Source organism: Pseudomaricurvus hydrocarbonicus, from assembly GCF_011602365.1.
Taxonomy (GTDB): domain Bacteria; phylum Pseudomonadota; class Gammaproteobacteria; order Pseudomonadales; family Cellvibrionaceae; genus Pseudomaricurvus; species Pseudomaricurvus hydrocarbonicus.
Map to the genome: position 1 here is coordinate 107,923 of NZ_JAAONZ010000007.1, position 17,632 is coordinate 125,554.

The 17,632-nt window shown below is 47.3% G+C and carries 10 protein-coding genes; 6 read left to right on the forward strand and 4 right to left on the reverse strand.

The window, feature by feature from the left end; genetic code table 11:
- The first annotated feature begins 175 nt into the window (after positions 1-175).
- The 4 genes from G8770_RS11295 (at position 176) to G8770_RS11310 (ending at position 6,709) form a co-directional block, all read left to right on the forward strand.
- Positions 176-1,519: an MFS transporter gene (locus G8770_RS11295; RefSeq protein ID WP_167186377.1), complete on the forward strand. Its 1,344-nt coding sequence runs from the start codon at positions 176-178 to the stop codon at positions 1,517-1,519.
- Between the two features lie 143 nt (positions 1,520-1,662).
- Positions 1,663-2,838, forward strand: a complete 1,176-nt coding sequence (locus G8770_RS11300; RefSeq protein ID WP_167186380.1) for a helix-turn-helix transcriptional regulator — start codon at positions 1,663-1,665, stop codon at positions 2,836-2,838.
- A gap of 294 nt (positions 2,839-3,132) precedes the next feature.
- Entirely contained in the window at positions 3,133-4,386 is a 1,254-nt protein-coding gene (locus tag G8770_RS11305) for a serine hydrolase domain-containing protein (RefSeq protein ID WP_208022203.1), read from the forward strand.
- Between the two features lie 136 nt (positions 4,387-4,522).
- Positions 4,523-6,709, forward strand: a complete 2,187-nt coding sequence (locus G8770_RS11310; RefSeq protein WP_167186383.1) for a TonB-dependent receptor — start codon at positions 4,523-4,525, stop codon at positions 6,707-6,709.
- A gap of 134 nt (positions 6,710-6,843) precedes the next feature.
- On the opposite strand, the gene G8770_RS11315 is transcribed toward G8770_RS11310, so the two are convergent.
- The 4 genes from G8770_RS11315 to G8770_RS11330 form a co-directional block, all read right to left on the reverse strand.
- A complete protein-coding gene (locus G8770_RS11315) occupies positions 6,844-8,391 on the reverse strand; it encodes an arylsulfatase (RefSeq protein WP_167186601.1) in 1,548 nt (515 codons plus the stop codon).
- 166 nt (positions 8,392-8,557) lie between these two features.
- On the reverse strand, positions 8,558-9,958 hold the full coding sequence (locus G8770_RS11320) for a spinster family MFS transporter (RefSeq protein ID WP_167186386.1): 1,401 nt from the start codon (positions 9,956-9,958) through the stop codon (positions 8,558-8,560).
- 261 nt (positions 9,959-10,219) lie between these two features.
- Positions 10,220-11,257, reverse strand: a complete 1,038-nt coding sequence (locus G8770_RS11325; RefSeq protein ID WP_167186389.1) for an NADP-dependent oxidoreductase — start codon at positions 11,255-11,257, stop codon at positions 10,220-10,222.
- Positions 11,258-11,599: 342 nt separating this feature from the next.
- The gene (locus G8770_RS11330) at positions 11,600-14,050 is read right to left on the reverse strand and encodes a TonB-dependent receptor (protein WP_167186392.1); all 2,451 of its coding nucleotides are present in this window, start codon (positions 14,048-14,050) and stop codon (positions 11,600-11,602) included.
- 1,181 nt (positions 14,051-15,231) lie between these two features.
- On the opposite strand from G8770_RS11330, the gene G8770_RS11335 reads away from it, so the two are divergent.
- Together G8770_RS11335 and G8770_RS11340 are read left to right on the forward strand one after the other, a co-directional pair.
- Positions 15,232-15,990 carry an enoyl-CoA hydratase/isomerase family protein gene (locus G8770_RS11335; protein WP_167186395.1) on the forward strand — a complete coding sequence of 253 codons (759 nt, stop codon included), beginning with the start codon at positions 15,232-15,234 and terminating at the stop codon, positions 15,988-15,990.
- Between the two features lies 1 nt (position 15,991).
- Positions 15,992-17,566, forward strand: a complete 1,575-nt coding sequence (locus G8770_RS11340; protein WP_167186398.1) for an AMP-binding protein — start codon at positions 15,992-15,994, stop codon at positions 17,564-17,566.
- Positions 17,567-17,632 lie beyond the last annotated feature (66 nt).

Genomic DNA, 17,632 nt, shown 5'->3' on the forward strand with positions numbered 1-17,632 from the left:
TAGACATTTTCCGGATTTAAATTTGCAACACAGAATGCATAATGAATGTTAATGCAAGCTTGTGCTACTGGAAAACAGGTATGGCACCTGTAGCAAAGAGTGATGACACAACATTTATAACTAGAAGTATTAATAACAAAACAAGCTCGATTATAAGTAATAAGAGAGATTTCTGATGAATACAGCAGACCCCCGCGAGGTCATCGCACAATCCCCTCTGAGCCGTCCGCAGATTGTGGTGATCATTCTGTGCATATTATTAAATGCGCTGGATGGTTTCGATGTCTTGGCGATCAGCTTTGCTTCACCGGGTATCGCCGAAACCTGGGGTGTTGATCGTGCGGCTTTGGGGTTGGTGTTGTCGATGGAGTTGATCGGCATGGCAATCGGATCCATAGTACTGGGCAGCCTGGCGGATCGGATTGGGCGTCGACCTACCATTTTGGGATGTTTGACCATCATGTCCGGGGGCATGTACCTGGCGGCAATAGCCAATGACATTACCACACTGTCGGTGGTTCGCTTTATTACCGGTCTGGGTATAGGCGGTATGCTGGCTTCGACCAATGCAATGGTGGCCGAGTTTTCCAATCGTCGTCGTCGTCACCTGGCGGTGGCGTTAATGGCGGGGGGGTATCCGGTTGGCGCCATCATTGGCGGGATTATCGCCTCCATGTTGTTGGCGCATTTTGATTGGCGGTCTGTGTTTATTTTTGGTGCCATTGCCACGGCGGCTTTTTTACCGCTGGCTTTTTTCTGCTTGCCGGAATCGGTTGAATACCTGGTTCAAAAACGCCCTAAAAATGCGTTGCACAACATCAATAATATTATGCGAAAAATGGGGCATTCTGCCGTTGAGGCTTTACCGGTAATCTCCCCGCAAGAGACGCGTACCGGGTTGCGGGAATTACTGTCGCCACAACTGGTTCGGATTACTCTGTTGCTTACGGTGGCGTACTTTGCCCACATCATGACGTTTTATTTTATCCTTAAGTGGATCCCGAAAATTGTTGTCGATATGGGGTTTGTCGCTTCGACTGCGGGCGGGGTGCTGGTCTGGGCGAATGTGGGCGGTGCGGCCGGTGCCCTGGTGCTCAGCTTGCTCACTCAAAAAATTGATGTACGCAATCTGGTCATTGGCGCCATGGTCATGGCCTTTGTGATGGTCACCGTGTTTGGGTATTCCAGCCCGGATTTGCAACAACTCTCTTTGTTTGCCGCGTTAGCGGGTTTCTTCACCAATTCGGCGGTTGTAGGTCTCTATGCGATTTTTGCGCAGGCGTTCCCAACCAGAGTTCGTGCGGGTGGTACGGGTCTGGTGATCGGTGTTGGTCGTGGCGGCGCGGCGCTGGGTCCGGTGGTGGCCGGAGTGTTGTTTTCGACAGGACAAAGCTTGCCGACAGTGGCCTTACTGATGGCCTTGGGCTCACTGCTTGCCGCCGCTGCCTTGCTGTTGCTGAAGCCTTCAGGGGACAAACAGTCCTCTACCGGGGGGAAGCAAACCGCTACCTGCTCCTGATCTGGTCTTGGTGAGGACTCCTCAGACCTTGAGGGTCTTCACTGAAGCGTCGGAAACAACAAGTCTGGCTCATGACCGGTTTCTTTGATAATGTCGAGGCTAGGTAACATAGTCCCCATTTATCGTGCTGAGGTAGCCTTCCTGTGAGCTTTCTGGAACGTGTTTTGCCGTCCTTATATCAATCTGCCGAGGAACCGGAAAGCTGGACCTCTGCACTGGACCAGATCAAGCAGGAAATGCAGGTCGCCAGTGTCGTTGTCCAAAAGCTGAAATTGTGCCATAACCGCTTAAGTCAGGAGTGGGTTGTCAGGGATTCGGTATCGACTGAAATGGCTGAATCCCATGACTGTCTGGTCAATAATGACGAAAACCCACGTCTTAATGTGGGATCGGTCCCGATGTCTGACAGTGCTGTTATTCAGGACGATGGCAATTGCCATGATCCTGAATTCAGAGCGTTACAGCAACGTCTTCACATGCTGGGGTTGGGGCGTCCGATTATTTTAGGGGTTAAGTACTCGCAAGGCAGTAGTCTGTGCATGTTGTTGCATCGCTACAGTGATGATGCACGGGATTTTAGTGAAGAACACGTGAATTTCTTGCACAGACTCACCCCACACTTAAAACAAACCGTTTCATTGTCGGAAAAACTGGGTCAATTTCAGACGCAAGCCGATGTCTTGACCCAGTCCATGGAGCAGTTAAATTCCGCGATGCTGTTTTTGGACCGTACGGGTGAGATACGCTGGGCGAATACCCGGGGGCGGGAGGTGTTGCAGCGTTCCCCGCACCTGTCCATGAGCGGTTCAAAACTGCGTTGCTCATCCAGCAAGGCACAGCGACAACTGGTTGAGTTATTGGAACATGTGTCCTCACCATCACACTCTGGGGAGCGGTTTGTAACTACGCTGGGGTCTCAATGGGATAACCCTTTACAGATATTGGCGCTGCCCATTTACGCCACGGGCGCCAGCAGCGGCTCCAGTCAATCCGCATCCCCCTGCATTGCCTTGTATGTCACTGAGCAAGATACAGCCCAGAGCCTATCCGCTGTGGAAATCGTGAAACTGTTTGGCCTGACACCGGCGGAAGCTCGTTTGGCCATTGCCTTATACTATGGCGCATCGCCTAACGATTATGCCGTTCAGCAAGGCATTGCGGTCGGTACTGCCCGTATCCAGTTGAAAAACATTTTTGCCAAGTTGGGGATCAACCGACAGCCTGAATTGGTTCGAGTCATAGGCTCATCCATTGCGGCCACCATACCAACTCGCTTAAACCAGGATTTCAGCAAGTCAATCTTGCAACGGTCAGCCTGATCTCCCATCTACGCCCAGCTTCTCCCCATGGTTACCCTGACCGCCTGCGGGTTGCCGCTTTACAGACGTTTTACCGAAAAAGTGCTTCGTTTCAGGCTATTGCCTTCATGTTGGCACTTAGGCATGAACTCCATTTGACTGGGTGACAGTCTTTTTCCCAAAAAACCTCCTGCCATATCTCATATTGGATATGACGCATTTATGACTCCTGAGTAGTATCGAATTTCAGATGTAATGCATGGCCCTGAGCCAAGCCAAGGCTTAATACCAGGGTTCACCAGGAGTGAATAAACGATGAAAAGAACAGTCAAGCCGCGTTTTATAAAGCGCATGGGGGGGGTGCTTGCCCTGGGGATGGTATCGGTTGTGGCGCAGGCGCAACTGGAGCTGGATCCCCACGTGGCGGCCATAGGCCCAAAATCCGAGGTGCCGGTGGCCATTCAAAATGCGCGCTGGCATATGAACGATGGGGATATTAATACCCTTACCTTTCGCAGCATGGATACGCTGTTTACGACCCGTCAAGTATCGCGATCCGGTCGTGTGACGCCTCTTTCCGAGGCGAATCACTCGCTGGATTTTGACTACAAATTTGAAGGCAAAACCTATTCACCGACAGACTTTCTGGACCGGACTTTCACCAATGCGCTGCTGGTGATGAAAGACGGTGAAATTGTCTACGAAAATTACCTGAATCACAGCAACCCGCAAACCCATTTTATGGGTTGGTCAATGACCAAGTCACTGACGTCGCTGCTGGTGGGTATTGCCCTGGAAGAGGGGCGTATTAAGTCGCTGGATGAAGACATTACCCGCTATTTGCCGGAATTGAAAAAAGGAGCATACAAGGGCGTCACAATTCGTCAGGTGCTGCAAATGCGTTCCGGGGTGGACTACGAGGAAAGCTACGATTTTGAAAGCCCGGGCATTGCCGCCCGCAACCACATTCAGGCGTTGGTGAAAAATGTGGTTCGCTTTGTGGATGTTGCCAAAACGATCAAACGTGCGCATCCGCCCGGTAAAGTCTTCGCCTATAAAACCATTGATACTGCCGTGTTGGGGTTGCTGGTTGAGCGTGTCAGTGGCGGCAGTAATCTCGCTGCGTATATGGCTCAGCACCTGTGGGAGCCTCTGGGTGCTGAAGCCGATGGCTTTTTTATTATGGATGGCCAGCCCGGGGTAGGGCGTGAATTCAGCGGTGCTGGGTTTAATGCCATCTTGCGTGACTATGCCCGGGTGGGGTTGTTGATGCTGAATAAAGGTCGTATCAACGACAAGCAAATCGTCTCCGCAGACTGGATTGAGGAATCAACACGGCCAGCCGGTGATGAAAAAGGTCCCATGGATTATGGCTACCAGTGGTGGACGGTTTCCAACACTCCGGCTTATTCCGCTATCGGTTTGCAGGGGCAATTTATTTTTGTTGATCCGAGTACAAAAACCGTGATCGTCAAGATGAGTTACTTTCCACCCTTGGACAAGGATGAAGCGGCGATGCGGGAAACTTTCAGTTTTTTTGAAGCTGCTTCCAAATGGCAACCCAAATAAAGAGCAAATAGCATCATAACAACGATTTAAACCTTCATGAGAGAGCTGGTCCGACAGTGGTGTGTAAAAACTTCATAGCTATCGCAGCACGGTCGGTTGACCCGAATAATAAATTTCCATCAATTGAGGATAGGCCATGAAAAACAAATCGGTATTAATGAGCGCGATACTAAGCGCCATGGGCAGTCTGGGGAGTACAGCGGTCTACGCTGAAACTGCTGGTTCCGCCGCGGTGCTGGAAGAGATTGTCGTCACAGCACAGCGCCGGGAAGAAAACCTGTTGGATTTACCCCTGTCGGCGACAGCGTTTAATGGCGACATGTTGAAAAACAAAGGTGTGTCAAAAATTCAGGATTTACAAACGGCATCACCTTCGCTTTCGGTTACGGATACGGGCCCTACGTTAAGTGTAAATATTCGGGGCATTGGTATTGCGACCAACACACCCAACATTACCGCAGGTGTTGCCACCTATGTAGACGGTTTGTTTCAGCCGCCCATTGTTCAATCCAGCAGCTTTTACGACATCGATACGGTGGAAGTGTTACGTGGTCCTCAAGGTACCTTTGTGGGTAATAATGCCACGGGTGGCGCTATCTTTATTAACACCAAAGATCCGCAATTGGGTGAGTTTGGTGGTTACGGAGAAATGAGTGCGGGTAATTACAACAATTTTGGGGTGGAAGGGGCAATCAACATTCCGCTGTCTGATGATCTGGCGATCCGTATTGCCGGCTTCAAACGTGATCGTGACAGTTATTACGAGGACATTGGACCTTTTGATAATGATGCGGGTAAACAGGATGAATACAGCGCACGGTTGGGCGTGCTTTGGAACCCGGGAAATTTTGAAGCCCTGTTCAAAGCCCAGACCAACAAGCGTGACACCGGGGGGTATGCAGCACAGCCGGTGGCGGGTACCACCTATGGCAGCTTTCGCACGGATGATGCTTTTACCCTGGCCTTTGATGAAGATGTCTCTTATGAGGATGAAGGCGACATGTACAGCCTGGAGCTGAATTATGAGTTGCCGAACGGTGTGGTACTGAGATCGTTAAGCGGTTATCAGGATAAGTCCATCACCAATATATCCGACGTCGACGCTTCTACAGCACCCATCTTTGCCAATGGCGATATTGACGAAGACTACTATGCCAATGAAAAGCAAACCAGCCAGGAGATTAACATCATTTCTCCTACTGACGGCAAGTTTGACTGGGTGGTTGGTGGCTACTATCAGGAAACCGACATCGACATCATGATTGTGGATACCCAGGCCGGATTTCCCACCGACATTCCCGGTGGCAATGAGCGCACCGTGACCGGTCTGTTTGCGCAGGGTAACTATGAACTGATTCCTTCTTTGGAGTTACAGGTGGGTGTGCGTCACTCCACCTATGAAGTTGAGGGCAGCGGTGGGATTTACATTGGTCGGGGCATCCCGGGGTTTCCAGCGGAAGGTTTGAAAGTCGCAGATTTAGCGGGGGAATATGACGATAGCCGTACAACGGGTAAGGTCGCCCTAAACTGGTTTGTGGATGACAGTCAGCTGGTGTACGCGCAAGTGTCGACCGGTTACAAGCCCGGTGGGTTCAATTCCGCTACCTCGGAATTTGCAGCCGAAGATGTGCTCAGTTATGAACTGGGTTGGAAATTCAGTGCGATGGACGACCGTATCCGAACCCAGTTAACGGCATTTTATAACGATTACCGCGATTTTCAATTTGCGGTGCTGGAGCCGTCAACCGGAGTCGAAGGCTCTGAGAATCTGGCCGACATGACCATCAAAGGCCTGGAGGCTCAGGTGCAGGCGCGTTTTGGTGCGTTGTCAATCAGCGGCAACATCGGTTACACCCAATCGGATCTGGCGGGACAGACGTTTATCAATGTGCGCCAATTGCCGGGCAATGGCCTGGGGCCGCAGTGTCCAGCCGGTGTACCATCATCGCCACCGCTGTGTTTTGACTATGCTCCCTACCAGCAAACCACCTCCGGTGGGGATGCGCTTTATGCCCCGGAGTGGACATACAATGTATCCGTCAGTTACGAGTTTGAGTTGGGGAAGGGGCTTTTCCTGACACCGCGGTTCAATTATTCGCACGTGGATGAACAATTTACCTATCTGGCTTATTCGAAAGTCTCTGACACTCTTGAGAGCCGGGATTTGGTGAATGCCTCTGTGACCTTGACCAATGACCAGTGGAAAGTTGAATTGTATGGCACCAATCTGACCGATCAGGAATATGTGTCTGGTCAGTTTGGCACGACAGAATTCTACGGGGCTCCCCGGGAATACGGTGTGCGTCTAGGCGCATCCTTTTAACACATGGCTTAATCATTGTGTTTCTTCTCAAGTTGCCGGTATCCCGCAAAGGGTACCGGCTTTTTTCACTGAGAAAGAACGATCAGAACGAAGAGAGCTGCTGTGTGTACGTTCAACAGTACCTCCCATTAGTATCACCAGTTCATGTATTCTTCCACCAGCTGATCAATTGTAAAACTTGCCGGCCGTTGGCTAGGTGGATATTCCTTGAAAGTCTCAAAAAATTTACGAATTTCCATCATGGCAATACCACCTTGGGCCATGATCTTTCGGACTCTCCATTCATTGTAGGTATTGGAATCGGTGTCAGCTCGTTCATAGGGATCCCGACGGAGATTGAAGAGTTTGGGGCTGCGCAGAGTCACAAACGGTTCACGCCATACGTCGAAGCGTTTGGCTCGCTGTTCGGCATACACCAGTTTCCAGTCGCCAACTCGGGCGGAGACTAAATTGCCATCATCACTGAAGTAGAAAAAGCTTCGACGTGGAGCATCGTTACTTTTTCCTGTTAAGAGGGGTAAAAAATTATAACCATCCAGATGTACATTAAAAGTTTTGTTACCAACTTCTTTTCCTTTTAGGAGCTGTTCTTTGACATTGGTTTCGCCCGCAGCGGCCATCAAGGTTGGAACCCAATCAAGGTGGGACATGATCTGGTTATTAATGCTGCCGGCCTTAATGTGCCCCGGCCAGCGAGCGAGAGCCGGTACTCGGAACCCACCTTCCCAATTGGTGTTTTTTTCACCCCGAAAAGGTGTGATTCCTGCATCAGGCCAGGTGTTGTAGTGCACGCCATTGTCTGAGGAATAGATGACTATGGTGTTATCAGCGATGCCCATTTTATCCAGTTTATCGAGTAGCTGACCTACCTGTTGATCGTGGGCGACCATAGCGTCGTTATAAAATCCCTGACCAGATAGACCTTCTTCTTCTTTACTGATATGAGTCCAGAAATGCATTCTTGTTGGATTAAACCAGACAAAGAAAGGTTTTCCAGCACGATCAGCTTTATCAATAAAATTATTGGTGGCTTTCAGGAATTCATGATCAATCGTTTCCATCCGTTTGGTGGTAAGTGGACCAGAATCTTCTATCCGCCCATCGGCGTAACTGTGAATGACACCTCTTGGTCCAAATTTCTTCTGAAATTCCGGATCTTTTGGATAGTCCGGATCTTCAGGTTCTTCCTCGGCATTCATATGATAGAGATTGCCAAAGAATTCATCGAAGCCGTGATTGGTGGGCAGGAATTCATCTCGATCTCCCAGATGATTCTTGCCAAAATGACCCGTAGCATAGCCTTCAGCTTTTAAAAGTTCGGCCAGGGTGACATCTTTAGCTCGCAATCCGCGGTCCGATCCCGGCATACCGACCTTTGTCAGGCCTGTCCGGATGGGGTGCTGGCCGGTAATGAAGGCTGCGCGCCCAGCGGTACAGCTCTGTTCCCCATAATAATCCGTAAAGAGGACACCCTCATTGGCGATTCTATCAATGTTGGGGGTCTGGTAGCCCATTAGCCCATGGCTATAGCGACTGATATTAGTGATACCAATGTCATCTCCCCAGATTACAAGAATGTTGGGTTTCTTATTTTCTGCCTGAACCCAACAGCTGAACAGGAGGGCGATGACAACTGCAATCCAGGGTGTGTGACGATTTGTGTGATTAAAAGTTGTCGGCATATTTGTAGTCTCTTTTTGTCCTTCTACCCCGTTAGGGGCAGTCAATGACGGCACCTGGTGAATTGTAGGAGTTCACTGATGAAATTATTCCGCGTACCGGTCAAGGTGATTTTTCGATGGGCAAAAAATCACCGGGTGATCAACTATTTGGCAATCGTTGTTGCTTTCATGCCGAATTCTCAGAACACTTAAGGTTGTTATTGGTTGAAGTTATGTTCCAATGTCCAACCTCTTTTAAAGACTCCCGATAGGCTTTTAAACCGGAATAAATAATGACTGCAGCCAGTGGGTAGAATACACCGCAGATGATCGCTATTGACTTGTTTAAAGACTGATCACTGCCAAATACATAATCCGTAAAAAAAGCAACGAGACTGCCGCCAAAAGCAAGCCCCATTATGTTTGTCATAAAGACGAGGAGCGCTCCCACCTGTCCTCGCATTTGATTGGGAGTTATAATTTGCAATGCGGCTAGTGCTGGGCCTAAATAAGCATAATGAAAGAAAATGGCGATACTGACACAGATCAAAGCGATATTAGGGTTGGCAGAAAGGGGGCCTAAAACCGCTGGAATGAAGGCGGCAATCGAGACTAGCATGGTGACTCGCATGTTGGCATCAACATATCCAATCTTTCTTAAAAAATCAGAAAAAAACGTTCCTGCGTAAGTGCCCGATGCGCCTGCAATTAGAAAGATAAGTCCAAATTTCTTACCCGCTTCTTCTTTTGGCATGTCATACGTGCGCTGTAAAAATTCGGGGTACCATGAGAGTATGCCGTATCCAACAATGGATATGGCTGAAGCACCCAACATCAAGCCGAGATAAGCACGTTTTCTTTGTAGCAAAAACGATGAGATCTCGCTGAAAGAAAGAGACTTTGTTGTTGATGAATCGCTACGCTTCATCATGTTTTGGCGCGCGGGTTCTTTAATAAACAGTAACAACAGGCCTATGATAAAGCCTGGCAGACCGACAACAATGAATGTACTTTGCCAGGGTTTTAGCGAACCCAACATAAAAACTGAACTGCCGTTACCGCTGGCAAAAAATTGATAAACGGCACCGCCGATGATATAGGCCAGGCCTCCACCCAGAGTAACGCCCATTGCGAAAATGGAAAGGGCTTTAGGCAGTTTTTCCGCTTTGAAATAATCACCTAGTAATGAATAGGCGCCGGGCGAGAGGCTGGCTTCACCGACACCCACACCAACTCGGGCTATAAAAAGTTGCTGTATATTTTGCACCAGACCACAAAGGCAGGTCATCACGCTCCAGGAAAATACACCAATAGAGACAACCAGACGTCTGCTGTGAGAATCAACAATTCGACCAAGGGGTATTCCCATGAATGAGTACAAAATGGCGAAAGCGAATCCGTGAAGTAAGCTGAATTGAAAGTCGGTAATGTCGAATTCCTGACGAATAGGGCCGACCAGCATACTCAGTACCAGCCGGTCTACAAACGACAGTATATATGCCGCCAACAGCAGGGCTAATACATAATTCCTGTAGAGTTTACTGGGAGTAAACTTCTCTCCATTCATAACAAGTCGGTTATTTGCCATTTTTTATACCTAATTATAAGAGAAATTGACCTTTCGATTATGTTTTAAAATTGTCAATAAGTCGGACATCAAAGAGATCTACATATTATGATAAAAATTCATCTGCTTTGATACGTTGCCCTAATATTCATCATATATCTGATAACCGTATAGTGAGTATTATAATTCTATTTTAGAGGAAGGAGGATCCTCATGATCAATGTCTCCATTATACGATAATGTTGAACCTGAATTTCTAATGCAGTCTCCCGGATAAGAACGTTAGGCCAAAGCGTGTGCATCATCGTCAATCACCGCTAGAAGACTACCCTGATTACTGCCGTCGAAAAGGGCGTTGAATATTGATGGCAAGTTTTCGAATCCAGATCGCACGTCCAGTCTGGTAATGATATCCCCACTCTGCATCCAGGATGTGAGATCGTTTAATGCTTTTGGAATATCATCCAGGTAATCGGAATACAGGAAACCTTGCATGTGAATACTTCCATAGATCAATCTCATCATATTCGAGAAAGCAGGTGCCGGGCCGTCTTGATTATAAGCAGCTATCTGACCGCACAAAATAATCCGACCAAATTTTGCCATATTGTCTACAGCCGCCTGTAATATTTGACCACCGACATTGTCGTAAAAAATATCGATGCCATTCGGACAGTGATCTTTAAGCGCGGAGTTTACATCTTCAGTGTGGTAATCAATGGCGCCATCCAATCCACATTCATTCATAAGCCAATCACATTTGTTCTTGCCTCCGGCTATGCCGATGACCCGACAGCCTTTGAGCCTGCCGATTTGAGCTGCGACCGAGCCCGTGGAACCGGCCGCACCTGAGACGACCAATGTTTCCCCCGGACGTGGCTGACCGATACGTGTAATCCCGAAATATGCTGTAAGACTGTTGATGCCCAATTTACCGACGGACTCGATAGCGCTGATACCCTCAGGTATAAATTTCGGTGATAATTCAGAAACATCAATGATGTCATACTCGCTCCAGCAGCTCGATATGATGATTCGAGATCCTACGGGGTAACGAGAGTTCCGTGACTCAACAACACGGCAGGCCGCCAGAGCTTGAACGGGTGTCCCCAGATCAATGGTCCGATAGAGGCTATTACTTGGTTCTGACATCCAGTTGCGCATAGTGGGGGCACACTGAAACAGAAGGTTGCGAATTCGTATCTCGCCGCTCTTCAGAGGACGTACATCGTGATTACCATTAACCAGCTCCAGGTTGTTCATCTGTAATAAACCCTTTGGTCGACTGCGGAGCAACCATTGGCGATTATGTGATGTCATTTCTTTATTCCTATTGCTAATAATCTTGACAGGTAGTGAAACAGAGTCACTAGCTTGAAACTGATACTTCGCGTCACCTTTAATTGTCTAATAAAGCTTCCAGGTTATTAAAGGAAAAGTAGCGGTAGAGATTAAGTTGTGGATGAAAAAATGGCCGGTTTAGACACAATATGGGGGCATAAAATTCATGGCCATTGATACTGAAGTGGTTAATTTTTATAAGTTCAGTATCCGCTTCGTACACGCAAGCTCTGGCTGGAAAGAGCTTCATTTTTTGCCAAAGCATTGATGTGTCAAAAAATTTCTCCAGTCGCATCCGCGACTGGAGAAACGACCTTAAGGTTAAAACCAGTTGTATGAAAAGGTCAGGCCATAAGTAGCAGGCATGCCATTGAAGCGTAGAATACTATCGGTGCTCTTCATGGTGTTGTTAGCATAGAATTCGTCGGTTACATTGCGGCCCCAGAGAATTAAACTCCATTGATCGTCTGCAGCGCGTAATCCGGCACGAAGACCCAGCAAAGTGTAAGAATCCAGCTCGAAGACAGGATCCAGAGGTGCTTCACTGCTGGCGTAATCGGACTGCGTACTTCCGGAATAGGAGACATCGGCACCGATAGAGGCTATCAAGTTGTCCGAGATATCATGTTCATAATTGACCAAAGCCGTAAACTGAAATTCTGGTGTGAATGGGAATTCTGAACCGGAAAGATCAACAGGCGTAAGGCCGGTTTGAGTGTACCCGGTAAATTCTTCCACTTCCGTTTCCAGATATGAGCCTGCCAAACTTAGAAATAAGCCATCCATGGGACTGGACTGTAGCTCAAACTCAACACCATTAATTTTGGATTCAGGTATATTCGCCAAAATAAACACAGAGCCGAAAGCAGAAGGGGTCTTAGTCAGCATTTGCTTGTTGGTATAGTCATAGCTGAATGCCGCCGCATTAAACTGAGCTGCTCCGTCGAACAAGGTGGCCTTAACGCCAACTTCCAGCGCAATCAACTTTTCCTGTACCACCGGCTCCAGTGACAGATCCGTGCTGGCTGCCAGTGTTGGGAAAGAACCAGATTTGAAACCCCGGCTGTAAGAGGTATAGAGCATGACATCTTCGTTAAGGAAATAGTTTAATCCAAGCTTGGCCGAGGTAGAGTCTTCGTTAAGATTTTTAGGTCTGCTGCCGGATACCAGGGGATCTGTATCATGAAGAATCGTATAGCACTCGCCCTGTTGTGTGTCTGTGCCGAAGATGCCATTAAAAAGCTGAGCCATATCACCGTAGATGTCAGCAGAACACCCTTCAAAGTCAATTTCATCATGAGACTGGCGAGCGGCTACGGTTAAATTCAGCTGATCAGTAAGTTGCCACTCAGTATGGGCAAATACAGAGATAGATTCCCCTTCCTGATCAGTGAAGTAATTAATTCTCTGGAATCCTCCGACACCACCTTCTGTGTTAGTGTTTGAAGCCAGATCATGATTAAGACGCGTTGTAGATTCAACCTTGTCGGTACTGTAGTAGGCACCCGCGAGCCAGGTAACCGTGTCGTTACTGCCTGATAAGCGCAGCTCCTGTGAAAAAGCATTAATGTCGGCGACAATTGTGTAACCGGAATTGGTTAGATATGATTCTGGAACGTAGCCATTCGCCAATGCCAGATTGTTGATCAGATCTTCAATCTCTGGGTCTGAAACCGGTGCCCCGCCCCAACCATCACGACTGTGGCTGGAGCCATGATCTTTAAAGTTTGAAAAACCTGACAGTGACGTCAGTGTCAGATCATCATTAATATGCCAATTTAAAGTCAGTGAAGCGGCTTTTTGCTCATGATCACGTGAGAAGTCAGAGTTTCTAGTCCAATCAGCAATACTGTTGTCGTCTCTGGAATCAATGGACCAGTATTCTTCAATCTTGTTGACAACGGCCGTATTGCTTTCTCTTTGCCAGGCGCGTTGATTAGCCTGTGGTGCGATAGTGTCTGATTTATCTGCCCACCAATTTAAACTTAACAGGGCATCAACATTTTCAGACAGGTCAGCTTCTACTAACAAACGAACTCCGGTTTTATCTTTTTCTCCCAAAGTATCATTACTGCTTACGCTCTCTTGCCAACCTTCATTGGATTGAGTGGTTTTGAACGCGAGTCTGGCTCTCACGGCATCACTGATCGAGCCACTAACAAAGCCTTCCGCATCGTATGTCTCATAGTTACCGACACCGAAAGTCATACCCGCTTCAAACACTTCTGTGGGTTTATTGGCAATATAGTTGATTGCTCCGCCGGTTGAATTTCGACCAAAAAGTGTGCCTTGGGGGCCTTTCATAACTTCGACACGCTCAACGTCCATCATTGGGCCGTTACTCATTATTGGGAAAGGCACAGCTACTTCATCGTTGTAAATTCCGACGGTTGAAGTGGCCTGCAGGCTACCCTCGTTAAAGCCAACACCCCGCATGGTGTAAACGGGTGTGCCTGATCCAGAATCACTGTAGTTTAATCCCGGTGTGACAATCGCCAGGTCTGAGACATCATCAATGGATAATTCTTTAAGAGTGTCACCGCTGAGGGCGGTAATAGACATGCCTACATCGTTAGTGCTTTGCTCACGCTTTTGTGAGGTGACGACAATTTCTTCAATTTCCAGAGCATTTGCTATAGGACTCAGGCAGCTGATAAAAACACACCCACTGACTGCTAAGCATAAGGCATTTTTTTTGAACGCTGGTTGATTATGGCTAGACATATCTGTTCCTCTTAAGCTTGATATATTTATTTTATTTATTTTTGTCATCAGAAAATCCTGTTGACGGACACATTTACTGAGTTGTTGATTTCTATGGTTATCCAAAGCTAGTTACAAACAAAGGCAATAAATACTTAGTATCGATGTTATAAAATCCGATCGAAGGAAAGTGATTTTAATCAAACGATATTTTCATAAAATAAGGCTGAAGATATTTTATCGAGATGATATGTGGCGATAAAAAATCGTAAATTATATTTTTAGAAATCATATTTAATCACCTTGCTGAAAAATTATTGTCTTTATTAGCAGTATCGATAATACATAATGAGCAGGTTGAAATGAACATTTGTAGTAAGAGTGTCGTAAAAATCGCATTAGCGATAAATCATATGTCCCTGAGCCTTTGTTATTGCTGTGTTCATCCCACGTCTGTTGCTTGCATATCTTGTGTGGTCGATTTTCTCACTGCGATATCAGTATAAAAGGCATTCAATCCAGAGTGCTTAATACACTATTGGTATAATGGATTGAGGCAGCATGCCTAATGGCAGCGACAAGAGGAAAATGCATCCCAAAAAGGTGTGTTTTCAGGGCAATAAGACCTACAGGACTGAATTGCTGTGCTACTTCCGGATTGGATCTTTCTCTTTGGCAAGAATTAAAACATGAAAAATGTTGATAAACAGGATGATTATTATTTTTAGTTGTCGTTTTTTATTTAAATACTTTTCGTAACAATTATATTTTCTACAAACGGGGGTAGATCGTCACGCACCTATTAGGGTCGGATAAAGCCCTAATTTAAATTCTTATCTGGCTCGGTATTAAAGCGTAGGGGCTTCATTTCTTAGCTGTCTTTCTTGCCAACCCGAGTTCGTACGGTTATCAGTGTCAAAGTTTCTGTGAATCATTATGTTGTTAAGTACTCATCTGTTGAAGAGTTATTTTCTCTCTATTGACGAGTTTCGTTCTCAGCCTGATAGCAGATATGGGTGACTGAACTTAGATGAGAATGCTGTTGCCGTGTGGCAAGCGTTTCACCTAAGTGGGCCGACTCATTGTTGACTGTGGTGGGTTAAATTCCAAGCAATGACGCAGGTCTTTCCGCTTTATCACCAGTGCGATATTTATAAGTTTCGTGCCTAATCACTCCGTAAGAGAAAGTACTTAAGATAGTATTCTCACCTGAAAGAATAAAAGACCCCCTGTCAGAGAAGGTATTGGAAATGATTAAACTCGAAGTGAACGATTATATTGCTCTCATCACAATGGACAATCCTCCCGTTAATGCTCAATCCCTGGAGTTTATCCAGGAGCTGACCCATATATTTGATGAAATAAGTGACCGTGATGATGTTCGAGTCGCTGTTTTGACCGGGGCGGGAAAATGCTTTTCAGCTGGAGCAGACCTTAAAAACAGGCCTGACCTATCCGCTCCCGGGGCTCCCTGGAAGCGTAACCGGATTGTCAGGGAAATCAGTTATTCGATTATTGAATGCAATAAACCTGTCATTGCAGCCGTAAATGGTGCAGCGCTGGGTGCCGGTCTGGGGCTTGTTGCCAGTTGCGATATTATTGTGGCCTCGGAAAATGCGGTGTTTGGCCTTCCGGAAGTGGATGTGGGCCTCATGGGGGGTGGAAAGCATGCAGCGCGAATTTTCCCACACTCTCTGGTGCGCAGAATGATGTTGACCGGTTATCGTGCTCCTGCTTCGGAGCTTTATCGCCGTGGCATTATTGAAGAGTGCTTGCCTCAGGATCAGTTATTGCCATGGGTACTGGAAATGGCCGCCAACATTGCCTCCAAAAGTCCATTGGCAACCGCCTTTGCCAAAGACTCTATGAGGACCATAGAAAACATGACCCTCAGGGATGGGTATCGCTATGAGCAAAACAATACTCATAAACTTTCCCAATCAGAAGACGCTAAAGAGGCCATCAATGCTTTCAAGGAAAAGCGTCAACCGGTCTTTAAAGGTAAATGAGATGAATTGGAATTTTGGCGACTTGCTCGATATGACCGCAGCAAATGTCCCTCCTGAGCGCCCGGCGTTGATTCAGGGGGATAAGGTGATTACCTGGGATGAGTTTGATACCAGAACAAATCGCCTGGCTCGATCAATGTTAGCTGCCGGGCTAAAAACAGGTTCACGTGTTGCAATCATGGCGCGCAACACACCTGAATTTATTGAAATTGCAGCGGCTGCCTTTAAGGCTCGCTTGACCCATGTGAACATTAATTATCGCTATACAACGGCTGAGATTGCCCATGTATTGGCGGACTGCTCGGCAAGTGGATTGTTTTATCAGGCAGAGTTTGCTGACACTGTTGAAACACTGTTTGATGAGCTCTCAGATTTGTCGTTTGGGGTCAAAATAGGCGGTGTTAATGACACCTATGAGGAGCTGGTTAGTCGTGGTGACGGTAGCCCCTTAAACATCCAGCGCTCTCCTGATGATGGCTATCTGCTGTATACCGGTGGAACCACAGGTAAACCTAAAGGGGTGATGTGGCGCAGTGCTGATGCACGTAAGGTCCAGTTGGAAGCACCAACCATCAAACACATTGCGACGAACCTGGAGGAACATGGTGAATTTGTTGCCAAGAACAGCCATCCAGGGCGTTGTATTCCGGCCTGTCCGTTGATGCATGGCGCTGGACTGAATAGTGCCATGGCAGAGCTTTTGGGAGGCGGCACGGCCATCCTGTTGCCATCTGTCCGGTTTAGTGCGGAAGAGCTTTGGGACGAAGTTGAGAGAACGCAGGCGACCCGGGTGTTAATCGTAGGGGATGCATTTGCACGACCTATGGTACAGGCACTCAAAGATCACTCGGGTCGATGGAATTTGAGCAGTTTGAAGGTTATGTCCAGTGCAGGACTTATGTGGAGCAGTGAAATTAAGCACGCATTAATCGAAGCAATGCCTCAAGTTACGTTGATCGATATTTTGGGAGCTTCGGAAGCGTCCGGTTTTGGCTATGCTATTACGACGGTTGATCATGCAACGCCGACCGGTTTTTTTGAACCTGGAAAAAATACGGTATTGATTGAGGTTGAGACCGATCGAGTGCTTGCCGAGGATGAGGTCGGTAAAGGTTGGCTGGCCAGGAGAGAACCTTTTGCTGCAGGCTACTATGGCGATCCTGAAAAAACGGCATCCGTTTATCGCAGCATAGACGGGGTTAAGTATGCAATACCCGGTGATATGGCTGCTCGTAATTCTGATGGGCGAATACAGCTGCTAGGCCGAGATAACATGTGCATTAATACTGGCGGTGAAAAAGTCTTTGTGGAGGAGGTTGAAGAATCTTTGAAGCGGGCGCCGGGAATAGTGGATGCGATGGTCGTTGGTGTCCCTGATGACAAGTGGGGCAGTAAAGTTGTTGCATTGGTTCAGGTTAATGAAAAATTTGATGAAAAGACAGTTAACCTGAGGGTTTCTGAAGATTTAGCGGCATACAAACTTCCTAAAGCGATTGTGTTACTTGAGTCGGTGCCACGACATGCCAGTGGGAAAGGGGATTATAGGCTCGCAAAATTAATTGCCGAAAATCATTAATTGAATATGAATATTTGTAATATAAATATTTTCTAATAAATCAATCAGTCTGTTTGCTCCAGTCTT

Excerpts from the sequence above, each read along its gene's own strand:
- G8770_RS11295 (WP_167186377.1), top strand. The coding sequence starts at position 176 with ATGAATACAGCAGACCCCCGCGAGGTCATCGCACAATCCCCTCTGAGC.
- G8770_RS11305 (WP_208022203.1), top strand. The coding sequence starts at position 3,133 with ATGAAAAGAACAGTCAAGCCGCGTTTTATAAAGCGCATGGGGGGGGTG.
- G8770_RS11310 (WP_167186383.1), top strand. The coding sequence starts at position 4,523 with ATGAAAAACAAATCGGTATTAATGAGCGCGATACTAAGCGCCATGGGC.
- G8770_RS11315 (WP_167186601.1), bottom strand. The coding sequence starts at position 8,391 with ATGCCGACAACTTTTAATCACACAAATCGTCACACACCCTGGATTGCA.
- G8770_RS11320 (WP_167186386.1), bottom strand. The coding sequence starts at position 9,958 with ATGGCAAATAACCGACTTGTTATGAATGGAGAGAAGTTTACTCCCAGT.
- G8770_RS11325 (WP_167186389.1), bottom strand. The coding sequence starts at position 11,257 with ATGACATCACATAATCGCCAATGGTTGCTCCGCAGTCGACCAAAGGGT.
- G8770_RS11330 (WP_167186392.1), bottom strand. The coding sequence starts at position 14,050 with ATGACAAAAATAAATAAAATAAATATATCAAGCTTAAGAGGAACAGAT.
- G8770_RS11335 (WP_167186395.1), top strand. The coding sequence starts at position 15,232 with ATGATTAAACTCGAAGTGAACGATTATATTGCTCTCATCACAATGGAC.
- G8770_RS11340 (WP_167186398.1), top strand. The coding sequence starts at position 15,992 with ATGAATTGGAATTTTGGCGACTTGCTCGATATGACCGCAGCAAATGTC.